Origin of the sequence: Novosphingopyxis sp. YJ-S2-01, from assembly GCF_016093175.1 — a bacterium.
GTDB lineage: Bacteria > Pseudomonadota > Alphaproteobacteria > Sphingomonadales > Sphingomonadaceae > Novosphingopyxis > Novosphingopyxis iocasae.
The window spans coordinates 2,729,859-2,750,791 of sequence record NZ_JAEDAI010000001.1 but is presented as its reverse complement, the minus strand read 5'-3'; the positions used below and the strand labels follow the sequence as shown (position 1 = coordinate 2,750,791).

Below are 20,933 nucleotides of genomic sequence, written 5' to 3'. Positions count from 1 at the left end.
GGGAATTGTGAATGGAAGAAGCTGCGGCGCCGGAAGGCAACAATCGGGAGAGGGCGCAGCTTGAATATGGCATGGAAGCGCGCACGCCCTGGCAATTGCCGATGCGCGCATGGTGGCAAATTCTGAAGCGCTGTTTTGTCATGAACGGCTTTCATAATCTTCCGCTGCTGGCGGCAGGCGTTGCTTTTTATACCTTCCTTTCCGTTACTCCTCTCCTTGCCTCCACCGTCCTGCTTTACGGCCTGATCGGTAATGCCCAGACGGTGGAAAAATCGATGCAGGCGATCATTCAGGTGGTTCCCAGCGATGCCGCCCGGCTGATTCAGGAACAGTTGAGCTCTGCGGTGGAAACCAGCGGCGGTGTGGCAGGCCTCGCCCTTGGCGTCAGTCTTTTCCTCGCGATTTTTGGCGCATCGCGCGCATCGAAAGGGCTGATCGGCGCGCTCAACATCATCAACGAGGAGCATGAGACCCGCTCCATCATCCGCTTCAACCTTACCGCACTGGGCTTGACCGTGGCGGCGATTTTCGTCGCGGTCGTCGGCATCGGTTCGGCGTCGGTTTTCGCGGTCTTGCGGACCATCGACATCGGCGTGGCGGACAGGGCGGTCTCCGGCCTGATCCAGATCCTCACCTGGGTATTCGCATTGCTGCTGGGAAGCTTCGGCTTCGGTCTGATCAACCGATTCGGGCCGGATCGGCGCGCGGCAAAGTGGCAGTGGCTGACGCCGGGGTCGCTGATGTCCACGCTGCTCTGGATCGTGGTGAGCTTCGGTTTCAGCCTCTATGTCGCATTCATTTCCGACTACAACGCCACCTATGGTTCGCTCTCGGGCATCGTGGTGTTCCTGATGTGGCTTTTCCTCTCCTGCTACTCGCTGCTGCTGGGCGCACTGCTGAACGCCGAAGCGGAACGGCAGACCGCGTTTGACAGCACGGTCGGGCCGGCGCGGCCTGCGGGCGATCGCGGGGCGGTGCTGGCTGACCTGCATCTGGCCGACGAGGTTGATGCCAAGGTGCTCGAAAAGCGCCGGGTGCGCCGGGCGAACCGGGCTGCGCGAAAGGCCTCGCGCGATGGTGCAGACCTGGGGGATGAGGCACAGCCAAGCTGAGCGGTTATTTCCTTCTGCGGGTGGGCGCGTGGAAATCGGGCGGTTTTCGAGCGATCCAGCGCAGGAATTTCGCGATATCCGGGTGCGCGCGTAGCTTGTCCGGTTCGCTGAACTGCCGCTCCAGCTCAGCATTCGAAAATGTGGCGTGCAGCGTCCGATGGCAGATCGGGTGCACCGGGACGGTGGCCCGTCCGCCGCGGCTTTTGGGCACGGGGTGGTGATATTCCACCTTGCGTCCCAGCGGGCGCCCGCACAGCCAGCAGATCAGGCCTTCGTCTTCGATGCCTTCCGCTCCTCGGGCGACGGTGTCTTGGGTTTGTAGCGGCACAGGTCCGCGATGTGGCAGCGCCAGCATTCGGGGGTGCGCGCCTTGCAGACATAGCGGCCGTGCAGGATCAGCCAGTGATGCGCATGGACGCGGAAGGGCGCCGGCACCGCCTTGTCGAGCTTCTTCTCCACCGCCAGCACCGTCTTGCCGGGCGCCAGGCCGGTGCGATTGCATACGCGGAAGATGTGCGTATCGACGGCGAAGGTTTCCGCCCCGAAGGCCGAATTCATCACCACATTCGCGGTCTTGCGCCCGACTCCGGGCAGGGCGGTGAGCGCGTCGCGGTCCTCCGGCACTTCGCCGCCATGATCAGCCACCAGCGCCTCGGACAGTGCGACGACGTTCTTTGCCTTGTTGTTATAAAGCCCAATCGTCTTGATATGCTCTTTCAGCCCGTCGACGCCGAGATCGACCATCGCCTGCGGGGTCTTCACCTCCTCGAACAGTTTTCGCGTGGCCTTGTTAACGCCGACATCGGTGGACTGGGCGGACAGGGTTACCGCGACGAGGAGCTGGTAGTCATTGCCATATTCCAGCTCGGTCTCGGGCTCGGGATTGTCCTCGGCAAGCCGGGAGAAGAGATCGACAATATCGGCTTTTTTCATGCTATCGACACTTCATTCCAGTCCGCTTTTTTGCCCTCATATCCCCAGCACATTTGTCATGTCATAGCGTCCGGCATCGCGGCCGGGCAGCCAGAGCGCGCCCTTCACGGCGCCGCGCGCGAAGATGACGCGGTCCTCCGCGATGTGGGCCAGTTCGATGCGCTCGTCCTGCCCCGCAAAGATGACGCGGTGGTCGCCCGCCACCGATCCGCCGCGTAGGGACGCAAAGCCGATCGCTCCGTCCGCGCGGGGTCCGGTAAGGCCTGCGCGGCCTTCCTCGGTAACCTCGGCCAGCGAAACGCCGCGGCCTTCCGCCGCCGCCTCGCCCAGAAGGCGCGCGGTGCCGGATGGTGCATCCACCTTGTGGCGATGGTGCATTTCCAGGATTTCGATGTCCCAATCCTCGCCCAGTCGCTCCGCTGCATCGCGCACGAGGGCGGCGAGCATTGTGACGCCCAGCGAGGTGTTGCCGGTCTGGATGATGGCGATATCGCGCGCCGCGTCGTCGATCAGATAGTGATGGCGCTCCGCCAGCCCGGTGGTGCCGATCAGGATCGGCGTGCCCGCAGCGGCGCAGGCGTCCAGCGTCACTTCCAGCGCATCGGGGGAAGAGAAATCGACCAAAACGTCTGCCGCCTTGGCGAGCGCGCCGACATCGCCTTCATGATCGACCCCGCCCGCCAGTTCGGCGCCTTGCGTTTCCTCGATGGCGGCGGCGATGGCGCGGCCCATGCGGCCCTGGCTGCCGACGATTCCAATGGCGGTCATGCGGTAATGTCCTTCAAGCTTCGGCGGGCGTGGCGCCGGGCGCGCTGTCGCGCAGGGTTTGCGTCTTCAGCGTCGGTTTTTCGGTCAACCCGCCGCTTTCCATAATCTGACGCCGGTACTGATCGCGCTTGTCATGGATTGATGCGATCACCGGACCCATAGGCACGCCCAAGTCCACCAGCACCGCCTCCGACAATTGCAACGAGGATTCCAGCGTCTCCGGTACCGCGTCCGTGGCCCCGGCGCGATATAGCTCCGCGGCGTGATCGACATCGCGCGCGCGGGCGATGATCGGCAGGTCGGGCACCCAGCCGCGCACACGCTTCACCACCGCATTGGCCAGCACGGGCTCATCCATGGTGATGATGAGCGCGCGGGCATGACCCAGCTTCAGCCGGTCCACCATTTCGGGCCGGGCGACATCGCCGAAAATGATCGGATAGCCTTCCCGCCGGCCACCAGCCACGCAATCGATGTCCGAATCGACGCACAGGAAGGGCTGTTTGTGCGTTTTCAGCATGTCGGCGACCAGCCGCCCGACCCGTCCAAAGCCGATTACGATGGTGCGCGGTTCGTCCTCCGGCACTTCGTCCGGCTGATCATGCTGCTTCAGTTCGATCCGGCGGGACACGTCGTGGCCGACGCGCGCGAGGATCGGCGTGATGGTGAGGCCGATGGCGGTAACGATGGTCCAGAAAGCGGCGGTTTCGGGCTGGATCAGCGCGGCTTCGGCAGCGGCGGTGAGCACGATCAACGTTGTTTCCGACGGGCTCGACATCAACAGACCCGCTTCTGCCGAAGTGCCGGTGCGCGCGCCCGAGATTTTAAGAAGCGCGCCGGTGACGATCGTCTTCACCACCACCACGCCGATGACCGCGGTGACCAGCGACACCCAGTTGTCGGCGATGACCGCGAGATCGATCTGCATGCCGACGGTGATGAGGAACACGCCGAGTGCCAGGCCCTTGAACGGCTCGGTAATCACCTCGACTTCGCTGCGATATTCGGTTTCCGCGATCAGCAGGCCCGCGATCAGCGCGCCCACGATGGGCGAAAGGCCGACCGCGCTCGTGGCGAGGCTGGCGACGATCACGACAAGCAGCGATGCGGCCAGGAACAGCTCCGGGCTTTTGGTGCGCGCGGCCTGGCCGAACAACTTGGGCAGGATGAAGCGTCCCAGCACCAGCATGGCGGCAATTACGGCGGCACCCATCCACACGGTGGTCATCAGCCCTTCGACGCCGTCGGCGGATGCATAAGGTGCCAACGCGCCGAGCATGAAGATGATCGGCACGATGGCGACATCTTCAAAGAGCAACATGGCGAGCGCCGAGCGCCCGACCTGACTGGTGGTGCCCGAAATCGGCAGCACCAGCGCAGTGGAGGAGAGGGCGAGTGCGAGGCCAAGGCCCAGCGCGCCGGCTGCGTTCTGGCCCATGGCGAACAGCGCCAGGCCGATGATCAGGCCCGATCCGATCAGCTCCGCCGCGCCGACGCCAAAGACGAGCGCGCGCATCTCCCACAATCGCTTGAAGCTTAGCTCCAGACCGATGGTGAAGAGCAGAAGGATAATCCCGAACTCGGCGAACGGGGCGATCGCCTCACGGTCCGTGATCGTGATGTAATAGAGCCATGGTGCCTGATCGGTCAGGGAGCCCAGCCCTGCCGGGCCGACGAGCACACCGACCAGGATGAAGCCGATAATCGGCGTGATCCGGAACCGCGCGAACAGCGGAATCACGATCCCGGCCGCGCCCAAAATCACCAGGGCATCGCTGACCTGGTCGCTCAATCCACCGTGCATCATGGGGCTTGTTTACCCGCGCAGGCCGAATGCGCAACGCCCGCGGGACGTTTTCGGGGCAGCTGCGAAAGGTCGCACGGGTCCGGGGACACCCCCCTCGCAAGTCCGGTGAGACGAGGGTCTGTGCCGGCGAATGGAATAGCGGGGAGGGCGGGCGGCTGGATCGTCACGCCGCCATTTTACCCGTCGCGCGGCCTGTAGGACAGCGCGCCGGGTCTCCGCTCAGCCGCCGCCGGGGGTGGCCGGGCCGATCGGCTCGCGCCCGGTACGCGGGCGGCGTTCCTTGCCCACGCTCTTGTCCCATTCGATATGGTAGAGGTCGAAACGCCGGTCGGTCAGGTTGCGCACCGTGCCCTCGCTTCGCGCCCAGGCGAGATCGGCCAGGTTCACGTCGCTGATTGTCAGCGTCTCGACATTCTCGGTGGCTTCGGCGGCAATGCCGTCGCGCGCGAAGGGGAAGTCGCAGGGCGTCAAAATGCAGCTCTGTGCGTACTGGATGTCCATATTGTGCACGTTCGGCAGATTGCCGACATTGCCGCTCATTACGACGAAGCACTGATTTTCGATCGCACGCGCCTGGCAGCAATAGCGCACGCGCAGATAGCCCTGGCGGCTGTCGGTGCAGAACGGCGTGAAGATGATCCGCGCGCCTTCGTCCACCAGGCGGCGGGCGAGTTCGGGGAATTCGCTGTCATAGCAGATAAGCACACCGATCGGGCCGCAATCGGTCTGGATCACGTCGATGCTGTCGCCGCCCTTGATGTTCCACCAGTAACGCTCGTTCGGCGTGGGGTGGATCTTCTCCTGCTCGTGGATCGCGCCGTCGCGCAGGCAGATATAGGCGACGTTCTGGATCTCGCCGTCATCGGTGCGCGTGGGGTGCGATCCGCCGATGATATTGATGTTGTAGCTCATCGCCATGCGCGACAGTTCTTCGCGGATGCGCGGCGTCCAGCGCGACAGGGCCTCGATCGCCTCCTGCGGCGAAAGCTCCTTTTCCTCGGAGGAGAGCAGCATCAGCGTGAACAGCTCCGGGAAAACGACGAAATCGCTTTCATAGTCGGCGGCAACGTCCACGAAATATTCGATATTCCCGATGAAGTCCTCGAAATCCTTCACCGCGCGCGCCTGCAGCTGCACGGTGGCAAGGCGGACCTGTTCCACATCGCGCGGCACGCGGAACTGCTTGGGGCTGTCATGGTCCACATAGGGGTTCTTCCAGACCATGTGCGCGGCATTGGCCTTGGACGCCTTGTCCTCGGGCAGATAGTTTTTCAGCACGCCCATCGGCTCGAACCCGTTGGCGAGCTGGAAGCCGATCACCGGATCGCGCAGCTTCTTGGCTTGCACCTGTTCGATATAGTCTTCCGGGCTTTCCACCTTCTTCAGGCGCTTGGCGCGGGCATAGCCGGGCATGCGGCCGCCGAAGACGATGCCGCGCAGTTCCAGACGTTCGGCCAGCGTACGGCGTTCTTCGTACAGGCGCTTGCCGATGCGGGTGCCGCGTGTCTTGGGGTCGACGCACATCTCATAGCCGTAGAGCCAGTCGCCCGCCGGATTGTGGCGCGAGCCGAAGCCGTTGCCGCTGATCTCTTCCCAGTCATGCGGTTGCAGCGCGATCGAGCCGGAGATGCGGGAGGACGCGCAATAGCCCACCAGCTCGTCATCGAGCACCGCGACGAACTGGCCTTCGCGGAAATTGTTCATCTGCCCGCGCAGCTCGCCATGGGTATAGGGCGGCATGTCCTTGTACACCCGCCGGATCAGCTGCGCGATCGCGGGGATATCGGAAATCTTGGCCTGCCGGACTTCGAGCCGGGCCTTGGCGGTGCTGGACATGGAGCGTTCCTATTTCAGAAATTCGAAAGCCCCGAGCGTGCCGGAAGGTGTCTCCGTAATAGAGAAGCGACCTTCGACGCGCTCGGGGCCATGATCATGGCTTAAATGGCAGCGGGCGAGAGATCAGGCCCAGTTGCCCATCTTGTCTTCCAGACGCTTGCGAACGGCTTCGAAGAACTGTTCGGACGTCATCCAGCTCTGGTCCGGGCCGATCAGGATGGCGAGGTCCTTGGTCATCTCGCCATTTTCCACCGCTTCGACGCAGCAGGCCTCCAGCGTGTCGGCAAACTTCGAAACCTCGGGCGTTTCGTCGAAGATGCCGCGATAGCGCAGGCCGCCTGTCCAGGCGAAGATCGAGGCGATCGGGTTGGTCGAGGTGGCCTTGCCCTGCTCGTGCATGCGGTAGTGACGGGTCACGGTGCCGTGCGCGGCTTCCGATTCCACGGTCTTGCCGTCGGGCGCCATGAGGAGCGAGGTCATCAGGCCGAGCGAGCCGAAGCCCTGCGCCAGCGTGTCGGACTGTACGTCGCCGTCATAGTTCTTGCAGGCCCAGACAAACTTGCCGGACCATTTCAGCGCGCTGGCGACCATATCGTCGATCAGGCGGTGTTCGTAGACGATGCCGAGCTTGTCGAACTTCTCCTTGAAGCCTTCTTCCTCGAACACTTGCTGGAACAGGTCTTTGAAGCGGCCATCATATTTCTTCATGATGGTGTTCTTGGTGGAAAGATACACCGGCCATTCGCGCTGCAGACCGTAGTTGAAGCTGGCGCGGGCGAAGTCGCGGATCGAATCGTCCAGATTGTACATCGCCATGGCGACGCCCGAGCTCGGGAACTGGAACACCTCTTCGTCCTGCACGCTGCCGTCTTCGCCTTCATAGACGAGGCGCAGCTTGCCCGGGCCGGGGATCAGCATGTCGGTGGCGCGGTACTGGTCTCCGAAGGCGTGGCGGCCGATCACGATCGGGTCGGTCCAGCCGGGCACCAGGCGCGGCACATTGTCGATCACGATCGGTTCGCGGAAGACCACGCCGCCCAGGATGTTGCGGATGGTGCCGTTGGGACTCTTCCACATCTTCTTGAGGTCGAACTCCTCGACGCGCGCTTCGTCCGGCGTGATGGTGGCGCACTTCACGCCGACGCCATGCTCCTTGATGGCGTTGGCGGCATCGACCGTGATCTGGTCATTGGTCTCGTCGCGCTTCTGCACGGACAGATCGTAATATTTCAGATCGATATCGAGATAGGGGAGGATCAGCTTCTCGCGGATCCATTCCCAGATGATCCGCGTCATCTCGTCGCCATCGAGTTCGACGACGGGGTTCTTTACCTTGATCTTCGCCATGTGCTGCTATCTTCCGCTGGAATGGGGCGTGCGAGCCGGGCTCGCACGCTGGATTTCGGGTTGCTGCGGGCTCTATGCAACCGCCTCGCCATTTTCAACCATTTGAGCGGGCGGACGATCCATCGGGACGTGCGCGCTAACGTAGCGGAAGGCGATGACGCGGTTGCAGGCTTGGCGGGGGGCGTTTAGAACCCGATCGATGAAAGACCGTATGTTGACGAACCGGGGCGATGGCGATGCCAAATGGTCCTTCCCCCCGATCCATCCCGAGGGCCGCAAGTTCGGTCTGATCGCCGCGGCCATTACCGCGCTGTTCTTCATCTTGCTGCCCGACATCTTCGGCTGGCTGATGGTAGGCGTGACGGTGTGGACGGTCGCCTTTTTTCGCGATCCGGTGCGCGTAACCGCGCAAGGCGACCATCTGGTGACGAGCCCGGCCGATGGCCTTGTCACCCTGATCACCGAAGTGCCGCCACCGCCGGAAATGCGCGGGGCCGATGGGCTGGGCGAGGAGCCCATGATCCGCGTCTCCATCTTCATGAGCGTGTTCGACGTTCATGTGAACCGCGCGCCGATCGGCGGGACGGTGAAGCGCGTCGCTTATATCGCGGGCAAGTTCGTGAACGCGGATCTCGACAAGGCAAGCGAGGAGAATGAGCGTCAGCATGTGCTGATCGAGCGTGCGGACGGTACGCGCATCGGTATGACGCAGATTGCCGGCCTCGTGGCGCGCCGGATCGTCACCTACATCAAGGATGGCGACACGCTGGCGGCCGGCCAGCGCATCGGGCTGATCCGATTCGGCAGTCGTGTCGACGTGTATCTCCCTGCAGGCACGACGCCGCGCATCGTAAAGGGGCAGCGCGCGGTGGCGGGCGAAACAGTCATCGCCGAACTGGGGCAGAACAAGTTGATCGAGGGCATCGCCCAGTGATTCGGCAGGGTGCCGAACGGGGCAGGGGGGCAAACTGACCATGGCCAAGGGTACGGCCTTTACGAATGCCATTCCGCTACGGGCGCTAGTTCCCAACGCGGTAACGGCGCTGGCGCTCTGCACCGGTCTGTCCGGTGTTTGGTTCGCCATTTCGGAGCGCTGGGACATGGCGGTAGGCGCCATTATCGTCGCCGGTATTCTGGACGGGATGGATGGCCGCATCGCGCGGCTTCTGAATGGGCAGAGCAAATTCGGCGCCGAACTCGATTCGCTTTCGGACAATATCGCTTTCGGGGTCAGCCCTGCACTCATCACCTATTTGTGGTCGCTGCAATATATGCCCAAATTCGGCTGGACGATTGCACTGTTCTATGCGGTTTCCTGCGCCTTGCGCCTCGCACGCTTTAATGCGCGGATCGATATGGAAGCCCACCCGCGCAAGGAAATGGGATTTTTGACCGGGGTGCCGGCACCTGCCGGCGCGGGATTGGCGCTCTTGCCGATCTTTATCTGGCTGGCTTTCGGCATTGAGGAGTCCAGAAGCTGGGTAGTTACCGGGCCTTGGCTACTTGCTTCAGCCGCCCTCATGGTATCGAGTTTGCCGACATTCAGCTGGGGATCGCTGCGCCTGCGTCGGAGCATCCGGTTCGAGGCGATTGCAGTGTTCGTGCTTCTAGTAGCAGCGCTGATCGGCGCGCCCTTCATCACTTTGAGTGTGATCTGCGTCGTATATCTGGCGCTCGTTCCGCTAGCGTATCTCAGCTACAAAAAGGCTATGCGGCGGCGCGGTGCGAAGCCGGGCGAAGCGGGCTGACCTTTACTGGCCGACGCACGTCGTTGACGCGTCGTGTCTTCATCGAAAGAGCCGGAACACTGGACTGCCTGCCGTAGAGCGCGGCAATCTGCCCAGCATGGGTGCGCAACGTGTGAGCGATTGTCCAGACCGCCAGCGAAATGGCGGTGAGGAACAGGGCGGCAGCGATTGTCGAAACCATTTCCGTATCTTTCAAACGTGTCTGCTGCGTTACAGACCTGTGGATAATATGTGGAACGGCTGTTGGTTCCGGTCCATCTTACGGCTCGTCGAGCTTAACCAACGGTTTACCGACGATTTCTGCAATGTTCCGCAAACGTTCCGCCTCGTCAAGCTTGAAGTTTCCATTTTGTTCCATATTTATCGCTTGCCAAGACGGCAGTGGCCCGATAACGGCCCGCACCATTCCACATGGGACGCACCATATCCGGTGCCGGCCCCGGCCTTTCAGGCGGGGATTGTCGGTTCTTCAGCGGCCCAGAGGTATAACCGGTAAGGAGAAAGATTATGGCGACCCCTGTCGTCACGCTACAGCAATTGATTGAGGCCGGCGCGCATTTCGGCCACCAGACCCACCGCTGGAACCCGCGGATGAAGCCGTATATCTTCGGCGACCGCAACGGTGTTCACATCATCGACCTGTCGCAGACCGTGCCGCTGTTCGCGCGTGCGCTCGCTTTCGTGCAGCAGACCGTTGCCGCAGGCGGCAAGATCCTGTTCGTCGGCACCAAGCGCCAGGCACAGCAGCCGATCGCCGATACCGCGCGCGCCTGCAACCAGCACTTCGTCAACCATCGCTGGCTGGGCGGCATGCTCACCAACTGGAAGACCGTGTCCGGTTCCATCAAGCGCCTGAAGACCCTGGAAGAGCAGCTTTCGGGCGACACCTCGGGCCTTACCAAGAAGGAAGTCCTGCAGCGCACGCGTGAGCGTGACAAGCTGGAGCTTTCGCTCGGCGGCATCCGCGACATGAACGGCATCCCCGATGTCATGTTCGTGATCGACGCGAACAAGGAAGAGCTGGCCATCAAGGAAGCCAATGTGCTCGGCATTCCGGTGGTCGCGATCCTCGACACCAATGTCGATCCCTCGAACATCGCCTTCCCGGTTCCGGCGAACGATGACGCCGCGCGCGCCATCCGCCTGTATTGCGAAGCGATCGCTCAGGCCGCCCAGGGCGGCAAGCAGGGCCAGATGGAAACGTCCGGTCAGGACTTCGGCGCGATGGCCGAGCCGCCGGCAGAGCCCGCGACGGCTGCCGAGCGTTATGCCGCCGAGGAAGCTGCCCAGAAGATCGAGGCGCTGGCCAAGAAGAACGAAGGCAATGCCCAGCAGGCTGCGCCCGCTCCTTCCGCCGTGCCCGAGGGCGAGAAACCTTCCGCCGAGCATCCGGCCACCGAGACCGAGCCCAAGGCGGAATCCGCCGAGGAAGCGGCCAAGGTGCTGGAAAACGCGCCCAAGAGCGAAGGTTGAGCCGAACGTAACGGCATCGTTCGTGCGGCCCTTTCAAACCGTCGCACGAATGACCAGATAACCGCCTAACAGGGCGCGCGGGGTGACGATCGTTGGATCTCCCCCGCGCGCCATTTTCCGTATCGACAGATGAAGAAGGATGTAACAGCCATGGCCATTACCGCCGCCACCGTTAAAGAGCTGCGCGACCGTTCGGGCGCGGGCATGATGGATTGCAAGAAGGCGCTCGCCCAGACCGACGGTGACGTCGAAGCGGCGGTCGACTGGCTGCGCACGCAGGGTCTTGCCGCTGCGCAGAAGAAGTCCAGCCGCACCGCGGCCGAGGGCCTCGTTGGCGTCGCCACCGAAGGCACCAAGGGCACCGCCCTGGAAGTGAACAGCGAAACCGACTTTGTCGCCAAGAACGACAAGTTCCAGGAATTCGTGCGTAACGCCACCGAGATCGCGCTGAAGAAGGGCGCGAACGACGTCGATGCGCTGAAGGACGAAGGCTATCCCGGCGGCGGCACGCTGTCCGAGAAGCTGACCGACAACATCGCGACCATCGGCGAAAACCAGACGCTGCGCCGCGTTCAGACCATTTCGGTCGAGAAGGGTGCGGTGGTTTCCTACGTGCATAACGCCGCTGCGCCGAACCTCGGCAAGATCGGCGTGCTCGTGGCGCTGGAAAGCGAAGCCGGCGAAGACGTGCTGGAGCCGCTCGGCAAGCAGCTTGCCATGCACATCGCCGCGGCTTTCCCGCTGGCGCTGAATGCAGAAGGCCTCGACAAGGACACGATGGACCGCGAAGCGCAGATCGCGCGCGAAAAGGCTGCCGAGAGCGGCAAGCCTGCCGACATCGTGGAAAAGATGGTCGAAGGCTCGATGAAGAAGTTCGCGAAGGAAAACGCGCTTCTGAGCCAGGTGTTCGTGATCGACAACAAGACCGCGATCGCGGATGTCGTCGCGCAGGCCGGCAAGGAAGCCGGCAAGCCAATCACGCTGACCGACTATGTCCGCTTCCAGCTCGGTGAAGGCATCGAGAAGGAAGAGAGCGATTTCGCCGCCGAAGTGGCTGCCGCGGTAGGCAACTGATCGGGCGAATCGATCGCACAAAACGAAGCGGTGAATTTTCCACCGCGGCCACTTGGCCTGAAGGCGCGTGCCCCCTAAGGTGCGCGCCTTCATCATGTCCGGGGTAGGGGCGCGTCATTGGCGCGGCGCCGCTGCGGAACGCGTAACACGAGGGGATCTCATGGGCGGCTTCAACCGCATCCTGCTGAAATTGTCGGGCGAAGCATTGATGGGAGACGGGCAGTTCGGCATCGATCCCGAAACCGTCGCCGCCATCGCCAAGGAGGTGAAGGCCGCCAAGGACAATGGCAGTGAGATCTGCCTCGTCATCGGCGGCGGCAATATCTTCCGCGGCATGGCAGGCGCCGCCAAGGGCATGGACCGCGCGCAGGCCGATTATATGGGCATGCTGGCAACGGTGATGAACGCGCTCGCCATGCAGAACGCGCTGGAGCAGCTGGGCGTGGGCACGCGCGTGCAGTCCGCAATCGAGATGGACCAGGTGTGCGAGCCGGTGATCCGCCGCCGCGCGCTGCGCCATCTGGAAAAGGGGCGCATCGTGATCTTTGCCGCCGGCGTGGGCAGCCCCTATTTCACCACCGATAGCGGGGCGGCTCTGCGCGCGGCCGAAATGAAATGCGATGCGCTGTTCAAGGGCACCAGCGTCGACGGCGTCTATAATGACGATCCCAAGAAAAATCCCGATGCGGTGCGTTTCGAATCCGTGGGTTACGATCAGGTGCTGAGCGATAACCTGAAGGTCATGGACGCCAGCGCTGTCGCGCTGTGCCGCGATAACGACATTCCGATCGTTGTGTTCTCGATCCGCGAACGCGGAAATCTCGCCAAGGTACTGGCGGGCGAGGGGACGGCGACGATCGTCAGAAGCAAGGAGACCAACTGATGGCGCAATATGACAAGGCCGATCTCGAGCGGCGCATGAATGGGGCGGTCGAATCGCTCAAAGGCGATCTCGCCGGCCTGCGCACGGGCCGTGCCAATACCGCGCTGCTCGATCCGGTGACCGTGGAAGTCTACGGCTCCAACATGCCGCTCAATCAGGTGGCCACCGTTTCGGTGCCCGAGCCGCGCATGCTTTCGGTGCAGGTGTGGGACAAGTCGAACGTGACGCCGGTGGAAAAGGCGATCCGCTCCGCCGGGCTCGGCCTCAACCCGATTAACGACGGCACCACCATCCGCCTGCCGATCCCGGATCTGACCGAGGAGCGCCGCAAGGAGCTGGCCAAGCTGGCCAGCAGCTATGCCGAAAAGGCGCGTATCGCGATCCGCAATGTGCGCCGCGACGGCATGGACATGATCAAGGCGGACGAGAACAAGAAGGAAATCGGTGAAGACGATGCCAAGCGTCTTGAGACCGAGGTTCAGAAGATGACCGACGATCACATCGCCGAGGCCGATGCCGCCGCCGAGCATAAGGAAAAGGAAATCCTGACCCAGTAAGCGCTGGAAGGGTAGCCGGGCTTAGCCATTGGAACAGGGTGCATCAGCGACCGAAAGGGGCGGCGGAGACGCGGGCCCGAGGCATGTCGCCATCATCATGGACGGCAATGGCCGCTGGGCCAAGAAACGCCATCTGCCGCGGGTGATGGGCCATCGCCGCGGCGTGGAAGCGGTGCGCGAGATTGTCCGCGCAGCGGGCGATCTGGGGTTGGAAGCGCTCACCCTCTACGCCTTTTCCTCGGAAAACTGGAAACGGCCGCCCGACGAGGTCGGCGATCTGATGGGGTTGCTGAAGCGCTTCATCATCGCGGATCTGGAAGAATTCCGCGCCAATGGCGTGCGGCTGAAGGTGATCGGCCGTTACAAGGATCTGGCGCCGGATATCGTGGCGCTGATCGATGATGCTATAGAAAAGACCGCGCACAACACCCGCACCACGCTGGCCGTTGCGCTCAACTATGGCGGGCAGGACGAGCTGGTGCGCGCCGCCCGGGCAATGGCGCAGCGCATCGCCGATGGTTCGCTTTCGCCCGAGAACGCGGACGCCGATGCTTTGGCCGCAGGGCTCGATACCGCGGACATGCCACCGCTCGACCTCTTGATCCGTACATCAGGGGAGCAGCGGCTTTCCAACTTCCTCCTTTGGCAGTGCGCCTATGCGGAGCTGTGGTTCACCGAAACGCTGTGGCCCGATTTCACGCCGGCGCATCTGGCCGAGGCCATGGCCGATTTCGCCGCCCGCGAACGGCGGTTCGGAGGGCGATGAGCCTGGCCGCCCATATCCGTCCGCGCTTCCAGCGCGAACTTACCCGGCGGATCACCGTCGGCATTGCGCTGATTGCGCTGGCACTGGGCGATATCTGGCTGGGCTGGCTGTATTTCTGGGCGCTGGTGTCGCTCGGCTCCATCCTGATGATGGGCGAATGGTCGGACCTGGTGAAGGAGGGCTATAAGCGCCGTCTTGCGCAGGCCGCCATTACCGTGCCGTTGATCCTGCTGGCACCGCAGGCACCGTTTCCGGGGCCGTCGATCATCGTGATCCTTGTCTTCGCCGGCATGGCAGGTGCGCTCGCCATCGGAGCGCAATCGATCCGCCTGGCCCTCGGCATCTTTTACGCCGGCCTGCCAGCCGTGGCGCTGGTGTTCCTGAGAGAGCTCGATTTCGGGCATGAGATCGCGATGTGGGCGCTCTCGCTGGTCTGGGCGACGGACATCGGCGCTTTCTTCGTCGGCAAGTCGCTCGGCGGACCCAAGATCTGGCCCGCCATCAGCCCGAAAAAAACCTGGTCCGGCGGCATCGGCGGCGTTCTGGCGGCGATCGGCGCGGGCCTGCTATTTCATTATTTCGGTCGGCTCCCGCTGGAGCTGGCGCTGGCGAGCGGCCTGCTTTCCGTTGTGGCGCAGGCCGGTGATTTCTTCGAAAGCTTCCTGAAGCGCCGGGCAGGGGTGAAGGACAGCGGCGATCTGCTGCCCGGCCATGGCGGGGTGATGGACCGGCTCGACGGGCTGGTGCCGGTGGCCCCGCTCGTGGCATTGCTTTGGCTATGGTGGATGATGTGAACAAGCGGACGATCAGCATTTTCGGGGCGACCGGTTCGGTCGGCACCTCGACGCTGGACCTCGTCCGGCGCGATCCGGATGCCTACGACGTACAGGCGCTGACGGCGCATCGCGATGTCGAGGGATTGGCGAAGCTGGCGCGCGAGTTCGAGGCGCGCTTCGTCGTGATCGGCGACGAGGATTGCTTCGGCGCGCTGAAGGACGCGCTGAGCGATACCAATATCGGGGTGGCCGCAGGCGCGCAGGCGCTGGTCGATGCGGCCGATCTCGATCCGGACTGGACGATGGCCGCGATCGTGGGCTGTGCCGGGCTGGAGCCGGTGATGGCGGCGATCGAGAAGGGCCGCACGGTCGCGCTCGCCAACAAGGAATCGCTGGTATCCGCAGGCGCGCTGATGATGGCCGCAGTGGAGCGCAGCGGCGCGACGCTGCTGCCGGTCGATTCGGAGCATAATGCGCTGTTCCAGTGCCTCGTGGGCGGACGGATCGAAGAGGTGCGCCGCCTGATCCTTACCGCGAGCGGTGGGCCGTTCCGCACGAAAAGCCTGGACGAAATGCGCGGCATGACGCCGGCGCAGGCGGTGGCCCATCCCAACTGGTCGATGGGCGCAAAGATCTCGGTCGACAGCGCGACGATGATGAACAAGGGGCTCGAGCTGATCGAGGCCCATCATCTCTTTCCGGTGGGCGACGAGCGGATCGACATTCTGGTCCACCCGCAATCGGTGGTGCATTCCATGGTCGAGTATAAGGACTGCTCCACGCTGGCGCAGATGGGGCCGACCGATATGAAGGTGCCGATCGCCAGCGCGCTGGCCTGGCCCGCGCGGATCGAGACCGGCTGCGGTCCGCTCGATCTGGCCGCGATTGGCCGGCTCGATTTCGAAGCGCCCGATGAGGAACGCTTTCCTGCGCTGCGGCTCGCCCGTGCCGCGCTCCGGCGCGGCGGCACCGCGCCTGCCACGATGAATGCGGCGAACGAGATCGCGGTCGCGGCCTTTCTGGAAGAGCGCATCGGGTTTCTGGATATCGCCGCGCTGGTCGAGCGGGTGCTTGACGAAGCAGACATCGCCGAGCCGCGCGACCTTCAGGACATATTCACCGTGGACCGGGCAGTCAGAGCGCGTGCTTCTGAAATGATTGGAGAGTTTGCGCGTGGTGACTGAAGGCCCCGGCCTGCTGTTGACGCTGTTCGCCTTTGCGGTGGTGATCGGCTCGCTCGTGTTCGTGCACGAATATGGGCATTATTGGGCGGGGCGGCTGTTCGGGGTGAAGGCGGATGCCTTCTCGATCGGCTTCGGCAAGGAACTGACCGGCTGGACAGACAAGCGCGGCACCCGCTGGAAGATCGCGATGCTGCCGCTGGGCGGTTATGTGCAGTTCGCCGGCGATATGGGTGCGGCGAGCCAGCCCGATCCGGAGTTCGAGCGTCTGCCTGAGGCCGAGCGATCGCAGATGTTCCAGTCCAAGCCCTTATGGCAACGCGCGATCATCGTCGCGGCGGGGCCGGTCACGAATTTCGCCGTGGCGATCGCCATCTTTGCAGGCTTCTTCATCGGCTTCGGCCAGCCGGTAACTCCCAGCGTGGTACCGGAAGTCCCCGCCAACACCGCGGCGGCCGAAATCGGTCTTCAGCCGGACGATGAGATCCTCGCCATCAACGGCAACCGCACCGAAACCTTTGGCGCGATGGCGCGCGAGGTCTCGATCCATCCTGCCGAGCCGGTGACGATCGCCGTCGAACGGGCAGGGCGCGAGTTGCAATTGCAGGGTACGCTCGGCGTGCGCATCGAGCAGGATCGGTTCGGCAACGAATACAAGCTGGGGCTTCTGGGTATTCCCTGGCCGCAGCAGGTGATGCGCGATGTGCCGCTGTGGGAGGCCCCGATCGCAGCGACGAAGCAGACCGGCGATGTCGTTCGTCTGATGGTGACCACGCTCGGCCAGGTTTTCACCGGGCGCCGTTCGGTCAAGGAGCTGGGCGGGCCGCTGAAGATCGCGCAGGTTTCGGGCGAACAACTGAGCCTTGGTCTTTACGCTTTCATCGGTTTTATCGCGCTGATCTCGATTAACTTGGGGTTCATTAACCTGCTGCCAATTCCGATGCTCGATGGAGGGCACCTCCTGATGTATGCGGTGGAGGCCGTGCGGCGAAAGCCCGTCGGTCCGCAGGCCATGGAATGGGCCTACAGGACGGGTTTTGCCGTCGTCATCGCCTTCATGCTGCTGGTGACCTTCAACGATCTGTCGTCCTTCGGCCTCTTCTAAGGCGAAGCTTTCTTGATCGGACCGCCTGCTTCGTGCAAGGCGGCGCCCGATTGAATAGGAGCCGGCCCCCATGCCGGCGGAATTGGGACCGGCGCGCGCCGCCGGTAAGGGAACGGGATTGATCCAGGTGACAGCACGTCATTGCACGAACGGTCGCACGCGCTTCGCTGCGGCGCTCCTCAGCGGCACCATCCTGGCGGGCATTGCCGCGCCAGCTTCCGCGCAGAGCGAGACCGCCCAGCCGGCCGCGACCGCGCCGGCAACGCAGCAGGCCGTCCAGACGGACGCAACGCGCCCCGGACAGGATGTGATCCGCACCATTTCCGTCGCGGGCACCCAGCGGCTGGAGCCCAATACGGTGCTTACCTATATCAAGCTGCGTCCGGGCCAGGTCTACACGCCGGAAGCGGCCGACCAGGCGCTGCGCGATCTGGCCGAGACCGAGCTGTTCGCCGATTATTCGATCCGCAACGATAACGGCAATGTGCTGATCACCGTGGTCGAGAACCCGGTGATCAACCGCATCCTGATCGAGGGCAACAAGCGCCTCAAGACCGACAAGATCACGCCCGAAATCAAGCTGGCGCCGCGCCAGATCTTCACCCGGTCCAAGGTGCGCGCGGACGTTGCGCGCATTATCGAGCTCTACAAGCGCCAGGGCCGCTTCGCCGCGAGCGTGGAGCCGAAGGCGGTGCAGCTCGATCAGAACCGCGTCGATATCGTATTCGAGATCAACGAGGGCCCCAAGTCCAAGGTCCGCGCGATCAACATCATCGGCAATGAGGAGTTCTCGGACAGCGAACTTCGCAGCGAGATGTACACGAAGCAGTCGCGCTTTTTCCGCTTCTTTTCGTCGAACACCAGCTACGATCCGGATCGGCTTGCCGCCGACCAGCAGAAGCTGCGCCAGTTCTATCTGACCGAAGGCTATGCCGATTTCCGCGTCGTTTCCGCGGTTGCCGAGCTGACGCCCGACAAGAAGGACTTCATCATCACCTATGTGGTGGAGGAGGGCGATCGCTACAAATTCGGCGATGTGAAGGTCGAGAGCGAAATCCGCGACTTCGATAGCGAGGCGCTGACGCGCAATCTCGCGATCAAGAAGGGTGATTGGTTCAACGCCAAGCTGGTGGAAGACACGGTCGAGAGCCTGACCGAGACTGCCGGCCTGTTCGGTTATGCGTTTGCCGATGTCCGGCCGCAATATGATCCGAACCGCGAAGACCATGTGATGAACATCACCTTCCAGGTCGCCGACTCGGATCGGACCTATGTGGAAGAGGTGGAGATCAACGGCAACCGCATCACCGAAGACAAGGTGATCCGCCGTGAATTCCGTCTGGCCGAGGGCGATGCGTTCAACAGCTTCCAGGTGCAGCGTTCGGCCAACCGCATCAAGTCGCTCGGCTATTTCCAGGACGATCTGGAGATCAAGCAGCGCCAGGGCAGCGAGCCCGACCGGATCATCCTGTCGACCGACGTTCAGGAACGCTCGACCGGCGAGTTGACGCTGTCGGCGGGCTTCTCCTCGATCGAGAACTTCATTTTCCAGGGCTCGATCCAGCAGCGCAACTTCCGCGGCAAGGGCCAGACGTTGCGCGCCTCGGCCAGCTATTCGCAGTTCAACAAATCGGTCCAGCTGGGCTTTACCGAGCCTTATCTGTTCGACAAGAACATCGCGATCAGCGGCGATATTTTCCGTAAGGATTACAGCAACTTCTTCTTCGGCGTTAACAACGACCGGCAGACGAACTTCAACCAGGTCTCCACCGGTGCGCAGGTCGGCGTGGGCGTGCCGATCAACGAATATCTCTACGGCTCGCTGCGCTACAGCCTCGTCAACGACGATGTGACGGTGAACGATCGTTTCCGGTCCGACATCAATGGCGACGGCGTGCTGGAGTGCGATCCCAGCCTGATCAACCGTTATCTCTGCGATGCCGAGGGCAACCGCATCACCTCGCAGCTCAGCTATTCGCTGAACTACGACACGCGCGACAACCGCATCCGTCCGCGCCGTGGCCACTATGTCACGCTGACGCAGGACTTCGCCGGTCTGGGCGGTGATGTGAAGTTCATCCGAACCAAGGTTGAAAGCGGCAAATGGTGGAACGTCTATAACGGCTTCATCTTCTCCGTTCGCGCCGAGGGTGGTTACATCCACCCGCTCGAAAATCGCGGGCTCGAGTCGCAAGGGGTCGACGATATCCGTCTGACCGACCGCTTCTTCCTGGGTGAACCCCAGATCCGCGGCTTCGACATTCGCGGCATCGGCCCCCGCGTGCAGCGCGGCCCGGTGCTTTGCATGAACACTGCCGAAGGCGGCGGCGATCCCGTGGCCTGCAATTCGAACAGCAGCGCGGCCGATATCGTACTCAACGATCAGGGCGAGCCGCTCTTCCCAACCGATCGCAACAGCATTCAGGACAGCGCCATTGGTGGCCGGGCCTATTATCTGGGCCGGTTCGAACTGGAAGTTCCGCTGGGCTCCAGCGTGCGCGAACTGGGCCTGCGCCCGTCGGTCTTCGTCGACATCGGCTCGGTCTTCGATATCACTCGGCCGCTGGTGGACAGCTTCCTGCCCGGCGATCCGCGTCTGACCACGACTCAGCGCTTCCCGTCGGGCAATGTCGCCTGCGCGGTTCCGGCGTCGGGTGACAATCCGGCGAGCACGGTGGAAGGCATGGGCGATACCTGCCCGGCCGGTGCCACCGTTCTCACCAGCACCGGCACGCCGTTCCAGGAACGGTTCGTCGGGGACAGCGCCAGCCCGCGCGTTTCGATCGGCGCCGGCGTCAACTGGAACTCGCCCTTCGGCCCGCTTCGCATCGACGTCGCGACGGCGCTGCTGAAGCAGGAGGGCGACGATACCAAGACCTTCACGTTCAACGTAGGAACCCAATTCTGATGAAACATCTGATCAAAGCCGCGTCGCTGGCTCTTGCGGCAACCACGGCCACCGTTTCGCTCGCTGCCCCCGTGGCCGCGCAGCAGGTGAAGGGCATCGCCTTTGCCGATCTGGAAGCCGCCGCCCGTCAGTCGAGCGCTTACACCACCGCCGCCCAGCAGCGTCAGACCACCTATGCTGCTCAGATTTCGCAGGCGCAGTCCGCCCGCCAGGCCGCTGCGCAGCGCCTCGAGCCGCTGGCCAATCAGTTCAACACTGCGCGCCAGTCGGCAACGCCCGATCAGACCCAGCTGCAGACGCTCTACGGCCAGATCCAGCAGATTCAGAACGACAGCGAGCAGCAGCTGCAGCAGATCCTGCAGCCGGTCGCTTTGTCCGAAGCTTATGTGAATGAGCAGATCAGCGATCAGCTGAAGGCCGCCGTGGACGCCGCGCGCGCCCAGGCGAAGGTGAGCCTCCTGCTCGGCGCCGGTTCGGTAATCGATGGCGATGACGCATATGACCTGACCGATGAGATCACGGCGCAGCTCAACCGCCTGATCCCCGCCGCGCAGATCGTGCCGCCCGCCGGCTGGCTGCCGCGTGCCCAGCGGGAGCGTCTCGCCGCGCAGCAGCAGGCACAGCCCGCCGCCGCCGCGGCACAGCCCGAAAGCCGCTGA

General features: G+C 63.3%; 18 protein-coding genes and 1 pseudogene. 13 read left to right on the top strand and 6 right to left on the bottom strand.

Translation table 11 applies throughout. The features are described 5' to 3' along the window. The first annotated feature begins 11 nt into the window (after positions 1–11). Positions 12–1,112: a YihY/virulence factor BrkB family protein gene (locus I6A82_RS13525; protein ID WP_198095293.1), complete on the top strand. Its 1,101-nt coding sequence runs from the start codon at positions 12–14 to the stop codon at positions 1,110–1,112. Positions 1,113–1,116: 4 nt separating this feature from the next. On the opposite strand, the gene I6A82_RS14600 is transcribed toward I6A82_RS13525, so the two are convergent. The 6 genes from I6A82_RS14600 to I6A82_RS13500 form a co-directional block, all read right to left on the bottom strand. Further along, positions 1,117–1,395 carry an HNH endonuclease signature motif containing protein gene (locus I6A82_RS14600; protein ID WP_332310992.1) on the bottom strand — a complete coding sequence of 93 codons (279 nt, stop codon included), beginning with the start codon at positions 1,393–1,395 and terminating at the stop codon, positions 1,117–1,119. Beyond that, positions 1,377–2,045 carry an endonuclease III gene (gene nth, locus I6A82_RS13520; protein WP_198095292.1) on the bottom strand — a complete coding sequence of 223 codons (669 nt, stop codon included), beginning with the start codon at positions 2,043–2,045 and terminating at the stop codon, positions 1,377–1,379. Before nth ends, I6A82_RS14600 begins: the two co-directional genes overlap by 19 nt. A gap of 36 nt (positions 2,046–2,081) precedes the next feature. Continuing rightward, positions 2,082–2,813 (bottom strand): 4-hydroxy-tetrahydrodipicolinate reductase, encoded by a 732-nt coding sequence (gene dapB, locus I6A82_RS13515; RefSeq protein ID WP_198095291.1) that lies wholly within the window; start codon positions 2,811–2,813, stop codon positions 2,082–2,084. A gap of 13 nt (positions 2,814–2,826) precedes the next feature. Continuing rightward, positions 2,827–4,617: a cation:proton antiporter domain-containing protein gene (locus I6A82_RS13510; protein WP_198095638.1), complete on the bottom strand. Its 1,791-nt coding sequence runs from the start codon at positions 4,615–4,617 to the stop codon at positions 2,827–2,829. A 222-nt stretch (positions 4,618–4,839) separates the two neighbouring features. Beyond that, positions 4,840–6,456 (bottom strand): GNAT family N-acetyltransferase, encoded by a 1,617-nt coding sequence (locus I6A82_RS13505; RefSeq protein WP_198095290.1) that lies wholly within the window; start codon positions 6,454–6,456, stop codon positions 4,840–4,842. Positions 6,457–6,579: 123 nt separating this feature from the next. Beyond that, positions 6,580–7,803: an NADP-dependent isocitrate dehydrogenase gene (locus tag I6A82_RS13500; protein WP_187336865.1), complete on the bottom strand. Its 1,224-nt coding sequence runs from the start codon at positions 7,801–7,803 to the stop codon at positions 6,580–6,582. A gap of 199 nt (positions 7,804–8,002) precedes the next feature. On the opposite strand from I6A82_RS13500, the gene I6A82_RS13495 reads away from it, so the two are divergent. From I6A82_RS13495 to I6A82_RS13440, 12 genes and pseudogenes are all read left to right on the top strand, one after another. Beyond that, positions 8,003–8,737 carry a phosphatidylserine decarboxylase gene (locus tag I6A82_RS13495; RefSeq protein WP_198095289.1) on the top strand — a complete coding sequence of 245 codons (735 nt, stop codon included), beginning with the start codon at positions 8,003–8,005 and terminating at the stop codon, positions 8,735–8,737. A 40-nt stretch (positions 8,738–8,777) separates the two neighbouring features. After that, the gene (locus tag I6A82_RS13490; RefSeq protein ID WP_198095288.1) at positions 8,778–9,551 is read left to right on the top strand and encodes a CDP-alcohol phosphatidyltransferase family protein; all 774 of its coding nucleotides are present in this window, start codon (positions 8,778–8,780) and stop codon (positions 9,549–9,551) included. 507 nt (positions 9,552–10,058) lie between these two features. Next, positions 10,059–10,808: pseudogene (gene rpsB / locus I6A82_RS13485) on the top strand (30S ribosomal protein S2); the annotation flags it as partial. Positions 10,809–11,174: 366 nt separating this feature from the next. Continuing rightward, positions 11,175–12,098 (top strand): translation elongation factor Ts, encoded by a 924-nt coding sequence (tsf, locus tag I6A82_RS13480; protein WP_187336860.1) that lies wholly within the window; start codon positions 11,175–11,177, stop codon positions 12,096–12,098. A gap of 160 nt (positions 12,099–12,258) precedes the next feature. Next, positions 12,259–12,981, top strand: a complete 723-nt coding sequence (gene pyrH / locus I6A82_RS13475; RefSeq protein ID WP_187336859.1) for a UMP kinase — start codon at positions 12,259–12,261, stop codon at positions 12,979–12,981. Beyond that, complete coding sequence (gene frr / locus I6A82_RS13470; RefSeq protein WP_187336858.1) at positions 12,981–13,538, top strand: ribosome recycling factor; 558 nt, start codon at positions 12,981–12,983, stop codon at positions 13,536–13,538. Before pyrH ends, frr begins: the two co-directional genes overlap by 1 nt. A 97-nt stretch (positions 13,539–13,635) precedes the next feature. Beyond that, on the top strand, positions 13,636–14,304 hold the full coding sequence (gene uppS, locus I6A82_RS13465; protein WP_198095287.1) for a polyprenyl diphosphate synthase: 669 nt from the start codon (positions 13,636–13,638) through the stop codon (positions 14,302–14,304). Then, complete coding sequence (locus tag I6A82_RS13460; RefSeq protein ID WP_187336856.1) at positions 14,301–15,098, top strand: phosphatidate cytidylyltransferase; 798 nt, start codon at positions 14,301–14,303, stop codon at positions 15,096–15,098. Before uppS ends, I6A82_RS13460 begins: the two co-directional genes overlap by 4 nt. After that, positions 15,095–16,264 (top strand): 1-deoxy-D-xylulose-5-phosphate reductoisomerase, encoded by a 1,170-nt coding sequence (locus I6A82_RS13455; RefSeq protein ID WP_332310975.1) that lies wholly within the window; start codon positions 15,095–15,097, stop codon positions 16,262–16,264. Before I6A82_RS13460 ends, I6A82_RS13455 begins: the two co-directional genes overlap by 4 nt. Further along, positions 16,257–17,366 carry a M50 family metallopeptidase gene (locus I6A82_RS13450; protein ID WP_198095285.1) on the top strand — a complete coding sequence of 370 codons (1,110 nt, stop codon included), beginning with the start codon at positions 16,257–16,259 and terminating at the stop codon, positions 17,364–17,366. Before I6A82_RS13455 ends, I6A82_RS13450 begins: the two co-directional genes overlap by 8 nt. 70 nt (positions 17,367–17,436) lie before the next feature. After that, positions 17,437–20,274 carry an outer membrane protein assembly factor BamA gene (gene bamA, locus I6A82_RS13445; protein WP_198095284.1) on the top strand — a complete coding sequence of 946 codons (2,838 nt, stop codon included), beginning with the start codon at positions 17,437–17,439 and terminating at the stop codon, positions 20,272–20,274. Beyond that, entirely contained in the window at positions 20,274–20,933 is a 660-nt protein-coding gene (locus I6A82_RS13440) for an OmpH family outer membrane protein (RefSeq protein WP_198095283.1), read from the top strand. Before bamA ends, I6A82_RS13440 begins: the two co-directional genes overlap by 1 nt.